This window comes from Microbulbifer sp. THAF38 (assembly GCF_009363535.1).
Classification (GTDB): Bacteria; Pseudomonadota; Gammaproteobacteria; order Pseudomonadales; family Cellvibrionaceae; genus Microbulbifer.
In genome coordinates, this window is record NZ_CP045369.1 from 3,086,058 (window position 1) to 3,102,797 (window position 16,740).

Sequence of the window (16,740 nt, forward strand, 5' to 3'; positions counted from 1 at the left end):
CTACAACAAATTCACCATACACAATGAAATATGCCAAGTGTTTACTACACACTGGTGTACAGCTCTTCTCACCAGAATAGCTGAATAAATAACGTTTTAACTTCACCCCTCGAACAGAGGAAAGGAGTTAGTGACGCTCATTTACATACGCAGGAGGTAGATGCGCCTAGAAAACGCCATCTTTCATCATTTCCTGAATAACCGTTTCCACATACTCCAAGGCATCCCCCTCCCTGGGACGGCGAATTTCACCCATTATATAGTTCGCCAGAAAACTCTCAGACTGCAGAGACCAGTACACTTCTTCAGTTGGCGCTAAATATAAGCGAGTTTCAACAATGGCCACTTGAGAATTTGGGACATTCCTATTCAGGCGTTTAAAGCTGATCAGCTGCGTTACCAATAGCGTATCAAATTGATATTCAGTCAGAATATCAGCCAGTTCTCCCATAGAGGGCACCTTGCCATCCGCTGAAAAATAGCTCCACGAGAGAGCATTCACGCCATACCGACCCAACTGCTCAACCCATATGTCTTCGACATGCAGGCCAACGATCGGCCGGGGGAATAGTGTATAAGCCAAAACCAAGGTGTTTCCCAAGGGGCGTGCAGTAATCAAGGGTGAATGCCAGGTATCGGTTACTATCGTTCGTGGTGAATTACAGGAGAGAAAAAAACAACACAGCAAAATAACACCAAGGTTCTTATTTAATATCCTCCCCGCTCGGCTAAAACGAGATGCGACTGGTGAACTGAGTTCGCCAGACCGAACCATAGGCTCCATCCCTGTCCTCCCGGGTTCCATAAAGGGCCTCAACGCCAAACAACCAATGCGGCGTCGGCGTCCAGGTCAGGTTAATACTGCTGTATTGAGTTTTTCGAAATGAGGAGCCCGGCTGAAAGTCCAGGTTGTCCTGTTGCACAAGCCCATAACTTGCCACGGTATACAGGCAGGGGCTCCACCAATGTTGGTAAGCCAGATACCAGCCCAGGGTTGGGATCGCCTCCAAGCGATTGTTGACAAAGTCATAGGTTGCATCGAAGGGCTCATCATCCAAAAGCCCCCCATAACCATAACCATAACTCAATGAGTAAGAGGCAAAATCCGGCGCAAGCCTATCGGGCATATCAATAACGCCGCTCAAATTAATACCCCAACCGGTATCCGAAACGGCTGACTGTGGGTCTCCACTACCACGCAAATCCCTCAGGATAAAACTGCCCTGAAAATTCACCCGATCCGTCTGGGAAATCACAGCAACAACGAAATCCGGCCACCGTGAAACCTCCTCGGCATTCTGAAAAACCCGATCAGTTGGTGCGTCCAGGGAGACCTGCAAGGTCAGCGTTTCATGAAAAGCGCGGCTCCAGCGCGCAACCGGGCGCATCAAAGCCAACAGTGAATTGGGCCCCTCATAATCCAGCGTATTTGGCGCGGCAGTTAAGTTACTGAAAGTGGACCAATCCAGACCTAGCCGTAAATCCCCACCCAATAAGATATCGTTAACTTGACCGTAAGCCTTGCGCAGACGTAGCAACGGCTCGCTAATACTGGGGTCTTGAAGGAAATCGACAGAAAGATCATTTTCGATCAAACGTCCACCCCAGGGAGTTCGTGTCTTAAGCACTAACCTCGATACCTGAACAGAGACATTGGTCTGACCGTCTTCCCCCTCTGCCGCAGTTCGATCGCTGGTCACAATGGCGCTGGTAGTAAACTCTGCCGGGCTCACAATGGCGCCGGTATCGTAGTTTGCATCCAGCTCGGCAAAGCCGCTGATTTTTAGTCGCATGCGACTACCAAGCACAGGGATAGACCCCGGCCAGTCAGTCGGAACACTGGAGATAATTTCTTCGATATCGGTTTGTTCAGCCAGTTTTGGGTCCCCCCTGGCCCGTGGAGGCGGAAGAGAACCAGGGGGTATAGCTTTATGAATGGCTTCAATCTGATCCTGCAAGCCATCGAGCTCCACTTTTTCCACGGGCTCCACGGGCTCCACGGACACGCTATTTCCCCTGGGTAATGGAGCTGGCGGTGCTGGTGCAGTTGGGGGGCTCTGAGGAGGTCTTGCCCTGCGCAGCTCTTCCACTTGTTGTCTGAGGGCTTCCAGGTCGGCTTTTTGCCGCTGAATTTGCGCTTCCTGTGCCTCAAGTTGACGTTGCTGCGCCTCAATCACCTTCATCAACTGGTCGGCTTCCACATAGACTTGCGCATTGGCGGGCGAGGAGGAAATGAACTGGATAAAAACCACAAGCACAGCAGGCAGCGCATTAGACTGTGTTTGGATTTCCATATCTAGGTCTCGAACCTATCTCCTGCAATGCGAGGCTGCCATTCACCAAATGGTGAAGTACATGAACCCCGATTATTTCACTGCCACCGGTGAAAAATTCCGGCATCAATAAGGACTGTAATAACTCTGTAGGCGCGCGCTAACCGCTGGCGATATCTCACTAGCTATCGATAAATAGCTGTCCGTTTACTTTTGTTTCGGAGCAATAAAAAGTGCATCACCATTGATGCAGCGGAACAGGCCCATGAGGAAGCAATTTTCTATACATTCGCTTTCCGCAAAACTTATCCAGAAAAGTTTAGTTCAAGAGGAGATAACGCCATTTACAGCATAGGGTGCAAGGCAGGCACATCAATAACCAGCGGCCCATTTTGCTGTTAACGTTTTAGGCGATATTGGCCACCCAATTTCCTGTCCGGAATTCTTGCGGCCAATATCTCCAGCAGCAATGCGAATTTACTGGCGGGCAAAGCGCGGCGGTAGCGGCTTTTCAATACGAGTGGAGCGTATGGGATTGATATCCAGCCCTCCCCGGCGGGTATAGCGGGCACAGACTGTTAGCTCGGAAAAGTCTGCAAGGTTTTGCAGATCGCAAAAAATCCGCTCCACACAGTGTTCGTGGAAATCCTGGTGTTCACGGAAAGAAATAATGTAAGCCAATAGCCCCTCGCGCTGTAGCATCGGCCCCTTGTACTCCACCATCACCGTAGCCCAGTCCGGCTGACCGGTAACCGGGCAATTGCTGCGCAACAGATGGCTGTAGAGGGTTTCTGTAACCTCCACACCACTCCCTTCCAGCGCCAGCAGTGCAGAATCCGGCTGGTACTGCTCTACGGCAATATCCAGCTGGTCGAGACAAAATCCCTGTGGCCTCTGCACATCCAGGGAGATATCTTCCACCTCCAGCAGAGTAACACTCACGGCGGTACCCACCGCTGCACTCAAATCCCGTAACAAGGTATCCTGCACCAGGCGCCAGGATTCAAAGCGGCTTTGGTTAAAGGAATTCAAATACAATTTAAAAGACTTGGACTCCACCATACAGGGGCTTTCCGCTGGAAAGCTGAAGCGCGCCACGGCTACCTGGGGCTTGCCTCTGGCGTTGAGCCAGGAGAGTTCAAAGCCCCACCACTCATCCTCTCCGAAAAATGGCAGGGCACCGACGGACAACCCCAGCTGACCACGGGAAATAGAACGCTGAATCGGGTGCAACAGCTCCGGGTTGTAACTGGATTCGTAAACGGTCTCCCGGCCCAGCGGGAGGTTCTGCCAATCTTCTCTGCTCATACTTAACCTCAGTGCCTCAATCGCTTGCCGTGACTCATCAGGTAGAGTCCCCAGCTGGCGAGAAGTGCAATAAATACCAAGACCCCAACAAATGCCCAGGCCACATTGATATCGGAAACCCCCAATATTCCATAGCGAAAGGAATTCACCATATAGAGAATCGGGTTCAGTTTCGACAATCCCTGCCAAAAGGGTGACAACAGGTCAATGGAGTAAAAAACACCACCCAAATAGGTGAGTGGGGTCAAAACGAAAGTGGGAATAATCGATATGGCATCAAAGCTGTTGGCATAAATCGCGTTGATAAAGCCCGCCAGGGAAAACAATGCCGATGTGAGAAACACAATTGCGATAGTGACTCCCAGGTGTTCGACACTGAGGGAGGTAAAAAACATCGCTACTAAAGTGACAATCAGGCCTACGATCAAACCGCGCGCCACACCGCCCAGCACATAACCAGCCATTACCGCCCAGTTTGGTGTAGGTGACACCAACAGCTCCTCAACGCTGCGCTGAAACTTGGCACTATAAAAAGAGGACACCACATTGCCGTAGGAGTTGGTGATCACCGACATCATAATCAGGCCCGGCACCACAAACTCCATATAAGGGTATCCACCCATTTCCCCGATACGACTGCCAATCAGAGAGCCGAAGATCACAAAGTACAATGTCATGGTGATCACCGGCGGCACCAGTGTCTGCGGCCAGATGCGCATAAAGCGGCGCACCTCCCTGCGCAAAATGGTGCTGAAGGATATCCAGGTCAACTTACCGCTCACGACTCCAGTCCCTCTTCTTTTTCCTCGGACAACATGGAAATAAAAAGCTCCTCCAGGCGGTTGGCGCGGTTACGCATGCTGGTTACGGTAATCCCCTGGGCTTTGAGTTCGACAAAAGCCTCTGTCAGCGACTGTCCTTTCTCCACCGTAATCTCCAGGGAATGGCTGTCCAGCAGGCGGCATTCGAAGCCTGCAAGTTCCGGCGTCTTACTAAGCAGCTCACTACTGTCGAGAATAAATGTCTCGCGGTTCAGGGTCTTCAACAGGGATTTGATCGAGGTATTCTCAACAATAACGCCCTTATCAATGATGGCGATATTACGACATAGGCTCTCCGCCTCTTCCAGGTAATGGGTGGTGAGAATAATCGTGGTACCCCGAGCGTTAATTTCTTCCAGAAAGGCCCACATGGAGCGGCGCAGCTCGATATCCACGCCGGCAGTGGGTTCATCCAGAATCAACAGCTTCGGCTCGTGAATCAGTGCCCGTGCGATCATCAGGCGTCGTTTCATTCCCCCAGACAACATCCGCGCCTGGGTATTTCGCTTGTCCCAAAGCCCCAGTTGCTTCAGGTACTGCTCTGTACGCTCCTCCGCCAACTTGCGCGGCATCCCATAGAAACCGCCCTGGGTGGCGACAATATCGAAGACCTTTTCAAACTGGCTGAAATTGAATTCCTGCGGTACTACCCCCAGCAGGCGCTTGGCAGCGGCAAAATCACTATCGATATCGACACCAAAAATTGACACGCTGCCGGCAGTTTTGCGCACCAGCGAGCAGATAATGCCAATAGTGGTGGATTTGCCCGCACCGTTTGGCCCCAGCAGGGCAAAGAAATCCCCGGGCTGTACTTCAAAGCTGATCCCTTTCAGGGCCTGGAAGCCGCCATCGTAGGTTTTTTGCAGATCATGAATAGATAGTGCGGCAGTCATTGCGAATTCCTATCACTGAATGCGCCATTCAACGCACTTAGCCGAATAATTTCAACCGGTGGAAATACAGGGAAGATCCCTAGCCGCGGAGGGCGGAATTCCAGGCGCACAGTCGCTCCCCGGCAATACCAGTGCAAGTAATAAACTTAGAAGCAATATATCGGAAAATAAAAAAGCCGCTCAATTGAGCGGCTTTTTTATCTTGGAGCGGGAAACCGGGTTCGAACCGGCGACCTCAACCTTGGCAAGGTTGCGCTCTACCAACTGAGCTATTCCCGCATTTTGCGTTGGCCCGACAGCATTGCTGCCGGGCCGTATTGGCATCCCCAAGGGGAGTCGAACCCCTGTTACCGCCGTGAAAGGGCGGTGTCCTAGGCCTCTAGACGATGGGGACAGAAACTTTGCACTACAACCACTTCGGTCCCGTGCTGCCACGCTGTCCATGGCATTGCCACCTCGCGGTGACTTCACCTTTGAATAGGGCCAAAGATCTATTCAAAAGCAAAATTGGAGCGGGAAACCGGGTTCGAACCGGCGACCTCAACCTTGGCAAGGTTGCGCTCTACCAACTGAGCTATTCCCGCAATTTGACCCGGTAGCAGTGCTACCGGGTCGTATTGGCATCCCCAAGGGGAGTCGAACCCCTGTTACCGCCGTGAAAGGGCGGTGTCCTAGGCCTCTAGACGATGGGGACAGAAACTTGCACTTCGACCTTATGATCCGGTGCTGCCATGCTGTCCATGGCAATGTCACTGATTTCTCGGTGACGTGCTTTGTGAGCTGACTAGAGATCATCTCGCAAAGCGGAAACTTGGAGCGGGAAACCGGGTTCGAACCGGCGACCTCAACCTTGGCAAGGTTGCGCTCTACCAACTGAGCTATTCCCGCGTGGCATCCCCAAGGGGAGTCGAACCCCTGTTACCGCCGTGAAAGGGCGGTGTCCTAGGCCTCTAGACGATGGGGACCCAGAAACCTTCTGTCGTTTCGCTGCGTTTTAAAGTGTAGCTCTGCGTCAGAAGTGGGGCGCATTCTATGTACCGTTCGGGATGCTGTCAACACCCGAAATGAATTTTTTTTCTTTTATTGTCAGACACTTACCTAACCCCACTGTTTGCGGAAGGATAATTTAAGTGTCAGAAGCCCCACCGTAGCGCACACTGAGTACACGCAGGTGCAACTCTTCGAGAAATTCACGGATACGCTTTGCATTGGCGCCCAGGTCACTCACCCCTACACGGGAGCTGGAACGCACATCCACTCTTGAGCCCCCATCGTCTTCCGGCCGTACTCTCACCACTATGTCATCGGTAAAGCCTAACAGCAGGGTCCGGTCGGTCGCCTCTAGGTGCCCTTTCTCAGGCTCGTAAGAGACAATCTTCCAACCCAGTTTCTTTGCCACCTCCGCCGCCAGCTCGGTGGTACTGGCTACGGACATATGTACATGCAATGGATAGATGTCGGAGTAGATATCGGTGTCCCGCTGCAGTTTTGCCACAGGCTCTCCAGCATACTCGGCACTATTGTCGCTGGCCCTTCGAAGAGACAGGACCGCCTGATACTTTGGAGGGTTGCGGGTATCGGTAGTGATATCGTGGATTTTGGGCACGTTGAAGTTGTCTTTACCCACAGTGATCAAGGGCACTGCCACCGGGAGCAGTCCTAGCAGGGCCGCCCAAAGGGCGTTGCTGCGCACCTGTGGCCTGTGGTTGCGCGAACCCCAAACAAATACAAGCAGGCTGGCCAGAGCGATGGCGAGGGCCGCCCCTCCGGCATAAGTAAATACCTTGAAAACCACACCGAAGCGCAACAGCCCAAACCTCAACGCCAAACCAGCGAGCACGATAATCCCAAGTAGCGCCCACTGCACCCATAACAACCAGCGACTCCAGTGCACCCTGCTCATTTGCCCTCTCCTCCCTCTCCCCCGCCGGGCTCCTGATCTAATTTCACCGACAGTGAGTTCACGCAGTAGCGCAGACCGGTTTCGGTGGGACCATCATCGAACACATGCCCCAGGTGACTGTCGCACTGACTGCAGCGAATCTCGACACGCTCCATGCCAAAACTACTATCGGCCAGCTCCCGAATAACTCCCACGGTGAACTCCGCATCGAAGCTGGGCCAACCACAGTGGCTCTGGAATTTTGCCTCGGCTTCAAACAGAACTTCGCCACAGCAGCGACAGCGGTAGACGCCGTCGTCAAAAACATCCCAATATTCGCCACTAAACGGGGCTTCTGTCCCACCCTTGCGACAGACCTCAAACTCCTCATCTGTCAGCTGATCACGCCAGTAGTTATCGTCTTTTGGTTTTGCCATACTCTCTCGTTCCGTTTTTAACCGTTCCCGCAGGAGCGGCAGTCGCCGCCAGTGAACGTCCCGCCTATCGCGCAGCTCGCTCGCGGCCCAGGCTGCTCCTGCCAAGTTACAGGGCTGCCGCACCACCATGAAGGACATCCATAAATCTGAAAAACTGCACGGCGTCTGCTATGAGATTCGCGGCCCGGTGATGGAGCAGGCCCATCGCATGGAGGAAGAAGGGCACCGCATCCTCAAACTGAATATCGGCAACCCCGCGCCCTTTGGCTTTAACGCCCCGGATGAAATCATCCAGGATGTCATCCACAACCTTTCCCAGGCACAGGGCTATGTGGAATCCAAGGGATTGTTCGCCGCGCGCAAAGCCATTATGCAGGAGTGCCAGACCCTGGGTATCCAGGGTGTAGAAATTGAAGACATTTATCTGGGTAACGGCGTCTCCGAGCTGATTTCCATGGCCACCCAGGCACTGCTCAACAATGGCGATGAGCTATTGCTGCCCATGCCCAATTACCCACTTTGGATGGCCGCCACCAATCTCGCCGGAGCCAATCCGGTACTCTACCGCTGCGACGAGGAGTCTGACTGGCTGCCCGACATTGAGGATATCAAGGCGAAAATCACACCCCGCACCCGCGGTATTGTCGTGATCAATCCCAACAATCCAACCGGGGCTATTTATCCAAAGGCCCTGTTAGAAGAAATTGTAGAGGTGGCGCGCAGTCATCACCTGGTGATTTTTGCCGATGAAATTTATAGCAAAATCCTCTACGACGACGCGGAATTCACTCCCATGGCCAAATTGGCCCCGGATGTGCTCTGCCTGAGTTTCAATGGGCTCTCCAAGTCTTACCGCCTGGCGGGCTTCCGCTCCGGCTGGATGATTATCAGCGGCATCAAACATCGCGCAAAAGGATTTATCGAAGGCATGGATATGCTTGCCTCCATGCGCCTGTGCGGCAACGTGCCAGCCATGTTTGCGGTGCAAACGGCACTGGGAGGTTATCAGAGCATTAATGACCTGGTACTACCCGGCGGCCGCTTACGTCAGCAGCGAGACTTAGCCCACCGCATGCTCAATGACATCCCCGGTGTCAGCTGTGTCAAACCCAGTGGTGCCATTTACTTATTTCCCAAGTTGCATTTGGATCACCATAAAATCGAGAATGACGAGCAACTGGTATTGGAATTCCTGCGCCAGGAGAAAATCCTTTTGGTACAGGGCAGCGCCTTCCATTGGGACGCACCCGACCACCTGCGCATTGTCTTTCTGCCCCGCGCCGACGACCTCTCCCACGCGATTGAACGACTGGGTTACTTTTTGGAGCGATATACCCGCTGATGTTGGACGATTTACATATCCATGATTTTTACCGCGATGCCGGCAGGATTTTGCTGGCATTGTTTGGCCAGTTCCCCCTGCCCTCCACCCTTTACGTGGAGGACATTGCCGGACCAGATACCCCCGATGAATTCGGCCTGCACTCGCCTCGGCACTTGGCCTGCCTGGGGGCTATCAGCTGGTTAAAACAGAGTGGCTACATTCACTTCTCACAGCTGGTGCGCCAGGAAGCTGCGGAGGAAGTGGTACTGAGCCACCGGGGATTTTTGCTGTTAATCAATAAGGAAGAAAATTCCGGCCAGAGCAACGCGCAGCTGCTCAACAGCGCCGTGCGCGATGGTTCCTCGGCAAAGTTACAGGCGCTGGTGGAGCGCCTGATGCGAGAGTTTGCCGGTCTGTAATTTAGGCGGCCGAGGCCGTAGTCGTTAGGGGCTGGTTTCGTTAGGAGCTATTGTCGTTAAATGGCGCCGCTATTTCTGGCGGCGATATTTAACATGCAGCATTTTTAGGGCGGCATCCGGATCCCGGTCCGGGAAATCCGGGTTTTGCGCCAGTCGCTCTACCACTTCATAGCCGCTATCGGCACCGAGAATCAATTCGCGAAAATGCGCTTCGCTGTGGCGCGGAGAGTTAATCACCATCAGCAGGTCCGCCTCATCGGCGAGGCAGGCAGGTAGCTGTTGCAATAGCTTTTCGTAGTTATGGCTCACGTCGAAGCGGCCTTTCTGGCGCGTGGGCGGGTCTACGATAGCCAGCTCAAAAGGTCCCCGGCGGTCGAAGCGCTTGAACTGGCGCAGCGCATCGAATTGCAAAAATTGAATGCCCCGCAGGGACAGGCCGTTCACCTCGTGGTTTTCACGGCCGCGATTCAATACGCCCCGATTCACATCCACATTGACGATCTCAATATCCCCAGCCGCACGGGCCACGGCGGAAAAAGCACAGGTAAACGCAAACAGGTTCAGCATCTTGACCGATTCGCGCCCCGAGCGCTCCCGCACCTGCGCCTCAAGCCAGGCACGGCCGGGCTCGATATCCAGAAAGAAGCCGACATTCTGTCGATCAAAGGTCAGCGGAAACTGCAGGCCGTTGCGCAGCGCCTTGGGTGCAGCTACTGGCTCGCCACACTGCCACTCCAATGGCGCACCGGGCAGGTAGCGTCGCTGTGCGGCCACACCTTGATAACCGAAACGCTCGGCCATTTGCCAGAGCTTCTCGCACAGCTCCCCTTCCCCCTCGTACTCCTCAAAAAAAGTAACCAGCAACGCGGGATAAAAACTATCCACACAAACCTGCTCGAGACCTGTAAAGCAACGGCCGCGTCCGTGAAACAAACGCCGGCTGTCACCGCCGCCCGGTACTAACTTGGGCTCAACCTGCTGCAGCAGCACTTGCCAATCGGTAGACACTCAAACTTCTCCATTACTTAAGGGGTAGAGGATCGCATCGCGGTAGCCGGTAACCACACGGATAAAACCGTTCCACTGCCGATCCAGCTCGGGGTCGCCGCTGTCCACCAACAGCGGGCGCCCGCCAAGCTCGGTTATTTTGGTTTTGGTGGCAACAACTATCAGGTTTTCGCGGCCGACTTGGCGCAGAACCTTGGGGGAGAACTGCTGGTTACCGCGGCCGATCAGATGCCCCTGCCCACCGATAGCAGTAAGCACAACCTTCACCTGACCATTAACTTCCGAATTTCTGTACTCGGCGATCGCCGCCTCAATTTGCGGAGCGCTGACATCTTTTTGTACCAAGGCACCATTACACAGCAGGTCCACCCCCAGCAGAGTGCCGTCACACCCCAACTCGTTCAGGATGGCCAGCGTGGTTGAGCCGGGGCCAACGATATACAAGGTATCCGGCTCCAACTCCTCAACGACCTCCGCGGCGATATCCGCTACGGCCAGTTCCTCTACCTCGCGTCCTGCATTCTTTACCGCCTGCAGGAAATGGCCCTCCTGGGGCACCAGCAACTCTCCGTAGTGATGAGTGCTCACCCGCCCCTGGCGAAAACTGTTCTCATCGATATCGCGCACTTCGCGCTCGCATAAATCCACCAGCTCACCAGCCAACAATTTTCGCAACACCTCTCCACCGGCTTTGGGAGAAATAGCGAAACAAGCGGAGTGCATTTTGACGCCGGCGGGAATACCCAGTACCGGGAAGTGATCCCCCAGGGCATTGGTCATATTGCGCGCAGTGCCATCACCGCCAATAAATACAATCAGGTCGGCACCGGCATCGCGGATCGCCATCGCCGCTCTCTCGGTATCTTGCGGTGTTGATGGAGTGGACTCGGCTGCCCCCACTTCGCGCACGGCAAAGCCCAGCTCACGAGCCGTCTCCGCGCCCATGTCGCCGGCAAAGCACAAGAACTCCAGCTGCTGCCGAAACGGTGCCAAGGCCTCCAGGGCAATTGCGGCGCGCTTATGGGATTGGGGCTCGATACCGGCCGCCAGGGCCTGGGCCACTGTCTCGGCACCATCGCTGCCTTTTAGTCCCGCTGGCCCGCCAACACCGGCCCAGGGATTGATAATCAAACCGAGCGTCTTAACTTGCTTCTCTAATCGCACTTGAGCCCCAGTACTGCCAATTCTTCTCTATCTTTTTCACCCAGGGTTTGCGCTGCGGTGCGGTAATGGGAAAACTCCAAACGCTCGGGGTATTCACGGCGCAGGCGATCGAAAGCCTTGGCCATAGGTTCTGTGCTCCGTGCCCCTTCACGCAGGCGCGCGTCATCTTCGCGTGGGTCGTACATTTGCAATAGCAAATCCGCTATCGGCGCTGCACTCTCATTCACGGGTTCAATTGGAGTGCTCCCGGCCTCAGCTTGCGTATGATCGGCATCACCGATATTTTCTGGCAGAGCCAGATCCAGCGCATTAGAGAGCGCCTCGCGAATCATACGAGTGCCGGCAAGCTTGCCATCCAAACTGTATCCGGCGATATGCGGGCTACCCAAGTCCACCAGCTCCAGCAACTCGGTATTGATACCCGGCTCTCCCTCCCAGACATCCAGCACCGTTTTAAAGCGTTTTTCCCGCTGCAGTTCCTGCAATAGCGCTCGATTATCGACTACCGCTCCGCGGCCTGCGCTAATCAAAACGGCACCATCGCGGATCTGAGCGAGTTGCTCCTCACCGATCATATGCAAGCTGGGAAATGGCCCACTTTTTACTAGAGGCGCGTGCAGGCACACAATGTCCTGGCCCAGTACTTGCTCCAGAGAAGCAAAGTCGGGGTTATCTGGCAACCAGGGGTCATAGATAGCGCAGCTGGCGCCCAATGCGTGCAGACGCTTTTGCAGCAGCCCCCCTACATTGCCACACCCGACGATGCCAAAGCTGCGCCCGCGCCAGTCGACCTTCAGGGCGGCTAACGCACAAAATACATATTCAACCACCGAATTGGCATTGCAGCCAGGCGCGGCACTCCAGTAAATGCCGTTGCGCTCCATCCAGTCGGTATCCAGGTGATCGGTGCCAATGGTGCAGCTGCCCACGAAACGTACCGGTGTGCCCTCCAACAGGCTCTGATTCACCCGGGTGACAGAGCGCACCAGCAGTATGTCCGCATCGATCAATTGCTCCCGGGTCAGTGTGCGGCCCGGATAGCGCACCAGCGTACCCAGGTCGCCGAAATACTGCTCCAGTGCCGGTATATTCTCATCGGCAACAATCTTGAGGCCAACGCCCTGTGCATGGCTTTCACTCATGTAGATTCTCCTTCAGCGCTCATCAGAGTGCGCTCCATTTTTCCCACCAGCCCACCAATCCCAAATTCCTTCGCCAGAGCCATAGCCAACTCCAGATCCACCGGCTGGGGACGCAAATCCATTACCTTGATACCAAGGGGAATATCCTCCACCAGGCTTGTCAGGCGTTTCGCCAGGCGCAACTGATCGGCATACTCTTGCAGCCGCCAGGCAAGCCCTTTTGCGCCTCTAATAGGCAGTGTTGCCACCCGCTCTCGCTGTGCCAACAGCGCTTCGACATCATCAAACTCTTCCAACAGGCGCGCCGCGGTCTTGGCGCCAATGCCGGGCACTCCAGGGATATCGTCACTGGTATCCCCCACCAGTGCCAGGTAGTCGGCAATCTGCGCGGGTCTTACGCCAAATTTCTGCTCAAGAGCCGCGCTGTCCATATGCTGGTTCGCAGCGAAGTCCCACAGACTGGAGGCTCCGCGAGCCAGCAACTGCCCCAGGTCTTTATCGCGACTCACAATAATCGGAGCGTGATTGCGCAACTTTCGCGTCAAAGTAGCTAGGATGTCGTCCGCCTCATAGCGCTCACTGGCGAAGCTGGCAATACCCAGGACTTCCGCCATCTCCCGGCAGGCCGCCAACTGGAAAGCCAGGGCCTCGTCTGGCAGTGCGCGACTGCATTTATAGTCCGGGTAAAGCGTATTGCGAAAGCAACTGCCCAGAGATTCATCGAAAGCACAGGCGATATGGCGCGGGCTTCTCGCCAAAAGATCCAGCAGGAAGTTAGTGAAGCCGTAAACCGCCTCTGTGTCATAGCCGCTGCGGCTCTGCCAGTTAGGTGGCAAAGCGAAGTAGTAGCGAAAGATATAGACCGAGGAGTCGACCAGGTAACTACTCACGATAGCTCCGACAGATGATAGGCGTCGCCATTCAATGGGTCTGGCTGGGTAAACGCCTCCGCGAGAGCCGCAGCAAAAGTACGTGCACGCTGGTTGGGTCCCTCGGCACAGTAGCGTTGGACTTGGCGCCAAATCGCTTCTTTGAAACTATTGCTGGGGCCGAGGCCACTCTCCAAATTGTCTGCGCTGACGCGAAAACGAAGGCCACAGGCTCGGGCAAAAATCCATTCCAGCGCCTGGGGCTTGACCTCCACCTTCTCGAATTCGGCCTGTTGCTCGGCACTGCGCCCATCCGGCGCGTACCAATAGCCGTAGTCCGGCAATTGCCGGCGGGCCTCGCCGGCCACGCACCAGTGAGCCACCTCATGCAAAGCACTGGCGGCATAATCCAGGGTGAACTCCACCTGGTGGTAGTCCTGCTGGTCCCCGGCGGGCCGATAGTAAGGCTCGGAAAAGCCGCCGCAAAGTCGGGTATTGAGCCCCTCTGGTGCGGCAAAACAACGGTTGAAGACCGCCACAATCCCTTCGGCAGTGGATCTGGCTTCAAGGGGTGTTTTAGAAACTGGAGCCATTTCTGGGTTAGGGGCAGGCAAGATGTTCTCCGGGGTACCGCAAAGGCGGGGACTATATCAACGGGGGCGCTTCGTTCAAAGTCGTGCCGCCTTAACAGGTGCTCCCAGGCCCGGTTGTATTTCTGTAAATCAACATATACCTTTATTCACAGGGAGGCCGCTGAGCACCCGTGAGTACCCGCCCTTTCAGCGTATTCCCCGAGGAGGGGTCTAAAGCAGTCAATTACCCTCCTGCCCCGGTCTTCCTTCAGAGATAGGGCCTTGGCAGTCGCACCTTAGATCTGATCGGAGACGGTAAATAACCGGCCCTGCCAGGAGGTGTTCCATGACAGACCACAGCATCAACAATGTGGTTGACCTCTTCACCGGCGAGCCGATCGAAACTTCTGCGGACAGGCGCTTTATCCGCCTTTCGCCGGAGCTAGACGGCTTGGAAATGCTCTACTCCAACAACTCCAGTGGAACAGATCTATACAGTTTGAAAATACTCTGCTGGGGACTCAAAGCGAATGGCGAGGTCGTAGGCCTCGTTCCCTGGTTAAACTCCATAGTGGCCTGTCCAGATATCAAGGACCCTTTGGACGGACGTTTCGAGGGCTACTATGACCCCGGCATTGAGGACATCTTTCACCATCCCCCCATCCACAAAGTCGTCGAGTTGGAGACTGCGGCGGAATACTTTGAGTATGAGAGCAGCAAGGCCGAGGAGGTGCTGCAGGAGATTCCCGACACCATTGGCACTCACGCAGTGTTTATGGATGAGGACCGGGAGAACCTGACACTGATCGAGGTCATCAGCTGGAGACTCCACGCCGACGGCGCTATTCACGGTATGCTGATCGACCACGACGTGGTCGAGACCACCCCGGTGCTACCGGGGGATCACTGTTTATACCCGGCGCAGGAGAGTGAGGGCTTTCGCTACTTCTTCCAACACCACATCGCCAACAAAATCAAATCCGAGGACCCTGAGGCACTGGCCGCCATTGCCGCTCTGGTAACGACGCCATAAGTACCAAGCGACCCAAGAGTCGATTAGAGGTTTCACCGGAAGTGTGTACCCCCGGTCCTGTCGAGACAGGGCCGGGGCATTCGCTGACCCACTATTCCGCCTTCTTAATCCAAAAGACGAACTCGTCGTTCTCCTCCGCGTGCTGCACCAGTTCATAGCCGAGAAACTGGCAGAACTTGGGTACATCCCGCTGAGTCGAGGGATCGGTGGCCATCATCTTCAACACTTCCCCATCGGCGACATTTCGCACCGCTGAGTGCAGCATCATTACAGGTTCCGGGCACAACAGGCCGCGGGCATCGAGGGTGTGATCAAACTTCATGGTATTTATTGTGCGCAATTTAGCGCACTTCGTCATCAGGAAACTGGCTGTCGACTCTTCCGCAGACTGGCGCACTAGAATCCACTAAGACCCTATCGCGTTTTGGGGACATGATGATCTATGTATTGATTGAACGGGAAATCGCCGCCGAGATGCAAAGCAGCTACGAGGAGGCCGCGCGCAGAATCCTCACCAGCGCCTACCGCACCGTGGGCTTTATCGAGGGGCAAACGTATATCGAAAGGGGCAATCCACTGCGCCGCTTTACTCTGTCCAAGTGGCAGTCCGAACTGCACTGGCAACACTGGTACACAAGCGAGGATCGGCGCGCCCAAATGGCCCAGCTAGCCCCTTTATTGGTGGGTCAGGAGCGCATTACGATCCTGGAGACCGCTGCATAAAGCCCGCCGCCTTATCTATCGCCGAAGCCCAGTGTTGAGCCTGGGTATAGCCGCTGGCACGACGGGGTTTGAAATCGTGGTCACCATCAGCCAGCCACTCAATCTCAATGGAATCCGACAACCCATAGGTCACCACCTCCTCGCGACTGCCAAGGGGGTCCCGGTCTCCCTGCACAATCAGAGTGGGGCAAACACTATCCAACAGATGCTCAGTACGCAGCTTGTCCGGCTTGCCCTGAGGGTGGAATGGATACCCCAAGCAAATCAGCCCGGCAATCAAACCCTGCTCGAAGCTTTTGTCCGCCAAAAGGCTCGCTACTCGCCCTCCCATAGACTTACCCCCAATAAACAGGGGTAGATCCCCCGCAAAACGCTCAATCTGCGCTTCAAAACACTCCTGCAACTGCGGCATGGTGTTTGGCGGCCGCTTGCTGCCACCACTGCGGCGCTGAACCATATAGGGAAACTCGAAACGCACCACTTCGATGCCCTGTTTACACAACCCAACAGCGAGCGCCTGCATAAAGTCGCTGTCCATAGGCGCGCCGGCACCATGGGCAAACAGAAAGCGCGCTTTAGGGGACTTAAGCGTTTGAGAGGCTTGGGGCCTATCGATAATGTATTCAGACATCGGCGGGCAAATCCTCTGCCAGCACCAGATTGACTGTCTCCTCGCCGGGATCGAACCAAATTACCACTTCGCCCGACTGCAACTGGCGGCGCAGGCTCGCCACCTTCTCCGGGAGCTCCACCTCGCGCTCACCATATTCGGTGCCCTCACGGGTGGCATACTCTTCCAATAGGTTTTGTAAGGTGTTGGGGTCCAACTGCGCAAAGGGAATGATCATACAACTTTCATATCCAGAGGTGAG

Annotated in this window: 19 protein-coding genes and 6 tRNA genes; 4 read left to right on the plus strand and 21 right to left on the minus strand. The window is 54.9% G+C overall.

Annotated features, from left to right (window positions below):
* Positions 1 to 166: 166 nt before the first annotated feature.
* From FIU95_RS13210 to msrB, 13 genes are all read right to left on the minus strand, one after another.
* Positions 167 to 583, minus strand: coding sequence for a hypothetical protein (locus FIU95_RS13210; RefSeq protein ID WP_152454213.1), 417 nt, complete (start codon positions 581 to 583; stop codon positions 167 to 169).
* A 145-nt stretch (positions 584 to 728) separates the two neighbouring features.
* Positions 729 to 2,294, minus strand: coding sequence for a DcaP family trimeric outer membrane transporter (locus tag FIU95_RS13215; protein ID WP_152454214.1), 1,566 nt, complete (start codon positions 2,292 to 2,294; stop codon positions 729 to 731).
* 456 nt (positions 2,295 to 2,750) lie between these two features.
* On the minus strand, positions 2,751 to 3,581 hold the full coding sequence (gene queF, locus FIU95_RS13220) for an NADPH-dependent 7-cyano-7-deazaguanine reductase QueF (protein ID WP_152454215.1): 831 nt from the start codon (positions 3,579 to 3,581) through the stop codon (positions 2,751 to 2,753).
* Between the two features lie 8 nt (positions 3,582 to 3,589).
* Entirely contained in the window at positions 3,590 to 4,363 is a 774-nt protein-coding gene (locus tag FIU95_RS13225) for an ABC transporter permease (protein WP_152454216.1), read from the minus strand.
* Entirely contained in the window at positions 4,360 to 5,295 is a 936-nt protein-coding gene (locus FIU95_RS13230) for an ABC transporter ATP-binding protein (RefSeq protein WP_152454217.1), read from the minus strand. Before FIU95_RS13230 ends, FIU95_RS13225 begins: the two co-directional genes overlap by 4 nt.
* Positions 5,296 to 5,498: 203 nt before the next feature.
* Positions 5,499 to 5,574 (minus strand) — tRNA-Gly (locus FIU95_RS13235).
* A gap of 39 nt (positions 5,575 to 5,613) precedes the next feature.
* Positions 5,614 to 5,689: transfer RNA gene (locus FIU95_RS13240), tRNA-Glu, on the minus strand.
* A gap of 114 nt (positions 5,690 to 5,803) precedes the next feature.
* Positions 5,804 to 5,879 (minus strand) — tRNA-Gly (locus FIU95_RS13245).
* A 34-nt stretch (positions 5,880 to 5,913) separates the two neighbouring features.
* Positions 5,914 to 5,989 (minus strand) — tRNA-Glu (locus tag FIU95_RS13250).
* 118 nt (positions 5,990 to 6,107) lie between these two features.
* A tRNA-Gly gene (locus FIU95_RS13255) sits at positions 6,108 to 6,183 on the minus strand.
* A gap of 1 nt (position 6,184) precedes the next feature.
* Positions 6,185 to 6,260 (minus strand) — tRNA-Glu (locus FIU95_RS13260).
* A gap of 161 nt (positions 6,261 to 6,421) precedes the next feature.
* A complete protein-coding gene (locus FIU95_RS13265; protein WP_152454218.1) occupies positions 6,422 to 7,198 on the minus strand; it encodes a DUF1499 domain-containing protein in 777 nt (258 codons plus the stop codon).
* Positions 7,195 to 7,614, minus strand: coding sequence for a peptide-methionine (R)-S-oxide reductase MsrB (gene msrB, locus FIU95_RS13270; RefSeq protein ID WP_152454219.1), 420 nt, complete (start codon positions 7,612 to 7,614; stop codon positions 7,195 to 7,197). The genes FIU95_RS13265 and msrB overlap by 4 nt, the downstream gene beginning before the upstream one ends.
* A 127-nt stretch (positions 7,615 to 7,741) precedes the next feature.
* On the opposite strand from msrB, the gene FIU95_RS13275 reads away from it, so the two are divergent.
* Both FIU95_RS13275 and FIU95_RS13280 read left to right on the plus strand, forming a co-directional pair.
* On the plus strand, positions 7,742 to 8,956 hold the full coding sequence (locus FIU95_RS13275; protein WP_152454220.1) for a pyridoxal phosphate-dependent aminotransferase: 1,215 nt from the start codon (positions 7,742 to 7,744) through the stop codon (positions 8,954 to 8,956).
* The gene (locus FIU95_RS13280) at positions 8,956 to 9,357 is read left to right on the plus strand and encodes a hypothetical protein (protein ID WP_152454221.1); all 402 of its coding nucleotides are present in this window, start codon (positions 8,956 to 8,958) and stop codon (positions 9,355 to 9,357) included. The genes FIU95_RS13275 and FIU95_RS13280 overlap by 1 nt, the downstream gene beginning before the upstream one ends.
* 69 nt (positions 9,358 to 9,426) lie before the next feature.
* On the opposite strand, the gene FIU95_RS13285 is transcribed toward FIU95_RS13280, so the two are convergent.
* The 5 genes from FIU95_RS13285 to FIU95_RS13305 are packed head-to-tail and all read right to left on the minus strand — an operon-like array spanning position 9,427 to position 14,154.
* Positions 9,427 to 10,365, minus strand: coding sequence for a class I SAM-dependent methyltransferase (locus FIU95_RS13285; RefSeq protein WP_152454222.1), 939 nt, complete (start codon positions 10,363 to 10,365; stop codon positions 9,427 to 9,429).
* Positions 10,366 to 11,529: an ATP-NAD kinase family protein gene (locus FIU95_RS13290; RefSeq protein WP_152454223.1), complete on the minus strand. Its 1,164-nt coding sequence runs from the start codon at positions 11,527 to 11,529 to the stop codon at positions 10,366 to 10,368.
* Positions 11,520 to 12,671, minus strand: a complete 1,152-nt coding sequence (locus FIU95_RS13295; protein ID WP_152454224.1) for a 4-phosphoerythronate dehydrogenase — start codon at positions 12,669 to 12,671, stop codon at positions 11,520 to 11,522. Before FIU95_RS13295 ends, FIU95_RS13290 begins: the two co-directional genes overlap by 10 nt.
* Positions 12,668 to 13,561 (minus strand): 5'-3' exonuclease H3TH domain-containing protein, encoded by an 894-nt coding sequence (locus FIU95_RS13300; RefSeq protein WP_152454225.1) that lies wholly within the window; start codon positions 13,559 to 13,561, stop codon positions 12,668 to 12,670. The genes FIU95_RS13295 and FIU95_RS13300 overlap by 4 nt, the downstream gene beginning before the upstream one ends.
* The gene (locus tag FIU95_RS13305; RefSeq protein WP_371416918.1) at positions 13,558 to 14,154 is read right to left on the minus strand and encodes an elongation factor P hydroxylase; all 597 of its coding nucleotides are present in this window, start codon (positions 14,152 to 14,154) and stop codon (positions 13,558 to 13,560) included. Before FIU95_RS13305 ends, FIU95_RS13300 begins: the two co-directional genes overlap by 4 nt.
* A 304-nt stretch (positions 14,155 to 14,458) precedes the next feature.
* Between FIU95_RS13305 and FIU95_RS13310 the strand changes: the two genes are divergently transcribed.
* Positions 14,459 to 15,145, plus strand: a complete 687-nt coding sequence (locus FIU95_RS13310) for a hypothetical protein (protein WP_152454226.1) — start codon at positions 14,459 to 14,461, stop codon at positions 15,143 to 15,145.
* Between the two features lie 91 nt (positions 15,146 to 15,236).
* Here FIU95_RS13310 and tusA read toward each other — a convergent pair whose 3' ends face one another.
* Positions 15,237 to 15,467 carry a sulfurtransferase TusA gene (gene tusA, locus FIU95_RS13315; RefSeq protein WP_152456365.1) on the minus strand — a complete coding sequence of 77 codons (231 nt, stop codon included), beginning with the start codon at positions 15,465 to 15,467 and terminating at the stop codon, positions 15,237 to 15,239.
* A 113-nt stretch (positions 15,468 to 15,580) separates the two neighbouring features.
* Between tusA and FIU95_RS13320 the strand changes: the two genes are divergently transcribed.
* On the plus strand, positions 15,581 to 15,868 hold the full coding sequence (locus FIU95_RS13320; protein ID WP_152456367.1) for an antibiotic biosynthesis monooxygenase: 288 nt from the start codon (positions 15,581 to 15,583) through the stop codon (positions 15,866 to 15,868).
* Here the strand turns inward: FIU95_RS13320 and FIU95_RS13325 are convergent.
* On the minus strand, positions 15,843 to 16,499 hold the full coding sequence (locus FIU95_RS13325) for an alpha/beta fold hydrolase (RefSeq protein ID WP_152454227.1): 657 nt from the start codon (positions 16,497 to 16,499) through the stop codon (positions 15,843 to 15,845). The genes FIU95_RS13320 and FIU95_RS13325 overlap by 26 nt on opposite strands.
* Positions 16,492 to 16,716 carry a YheU family protein gene (locus FIU95_RS13330; RefSeq protein WP_152454228.1) on the minus strand — a complete coding sequence of 75 codons (225 nt, stop codon included), beginning with the start codon at positions 16,714 to 16,716 and terminating at the stop codon, positions 16,492 to 16,494. Before FIU95_RS13330 ends, FIU95_RS13325 begins: the two co-directional genes overlap by 8 nt.
* Positions 16,717 to 16,740: the final 24 nt, after the last annotated feature.

Excerpts from the sequence above, each read along its gene's own strand:
- msrB (WP_152454219.1), bottom strand. The coding sequence starts at position 7,614 with ATGGCAAAACCAAAAGACGATAACTACTGGCGTGATCAGCTGACAGAT.
- FIU95_RS13280 (WP_152454221.1), top strand. The coding sequence starts at position 8,956 with ATGTTGGACGATTTACATATCCATGATTTTTACCGCGATGCCGGCAGG.
- FIU95_RS13320 (WP_152456367.1), top strand. The coding sequence starts at position 15,581 with ATGATCTATGTATTGATTGAACGGGAAATCGCCGCCGAGATGCAAAGC.
- FIU95_RS13330 (WP_152454228.1), bottom strand. The coding sequence starts at position 16,716 with ATGATCATTCCCTTTGCGCAGTTGGACCCCAACACCTTACAAAACCTA.
- FIU95_RS13215 (WP_152454214.1), bottom strand. The coding sequence starts at position 2,294 with ATGGAAATCCAAACACAGTCTAATGCGCTGCCTGCTGTGCTTGTGGTT.
- queF (WP_152454215.1), bottom strand. The coding sequence starts at position 3,581 with ATGAGCAGAGAAGATTGGCAGAACCTCCCGCTGGGCCGGGAGACCGTT.
- FIU95_RS13310 (WP_152454226.1), top strand. The coding sequence starts at position 14,459 with ATGACAGACCACAGCATCAACAATGTGGTTGACCTCTTCACCGGCGAG.
- FIU95_RS13325 (WP_152454227.1), bottom strand. The coding sequence starts at position 16,499 with ATGTCTGAATACATTATCGATAGGCCCCAAGCCTCTCAAACGCTTAAG.
- FIU95_RS13230 (WP_152454217.1), bottom strand. The coding sequence starts at position 5,295 with ATGACTGCCGCACTATCTATTCATGATCTGCAAAAAACCTACGATGGC.
- FIU95_RS13295 (WP_152454224.1), bottom strand. The coding sequence starts at position 12,671 with ATGAGTGAAAGCCATGCACAGGGCGTTGGCCTCAAGATTGTTGCCGAT.
- tusA (WP_152456365.1), bottom strand. The coding sequence starts at position 15,467 with ATGAAGTTTGATCACACCCTCGATGCCCGCGGCCTGTTGTGCCCGGAA.
- FIU95_RS13265 (WP_152454218.1), bottom strand. The coding sequence starts at position 7,198 with ATGAGCAGGGTGCACTGGAGTCGCTGGTTGTTATGGGTGCAGTGGGCG.
- FIU95_RS13275 (WP_152454220.1), top strand. The coding sequence starts at position 7,742 with ATGAAGGACATCCATAAATCTGAAAAACTGCACGGCGTCTGCTATGAG.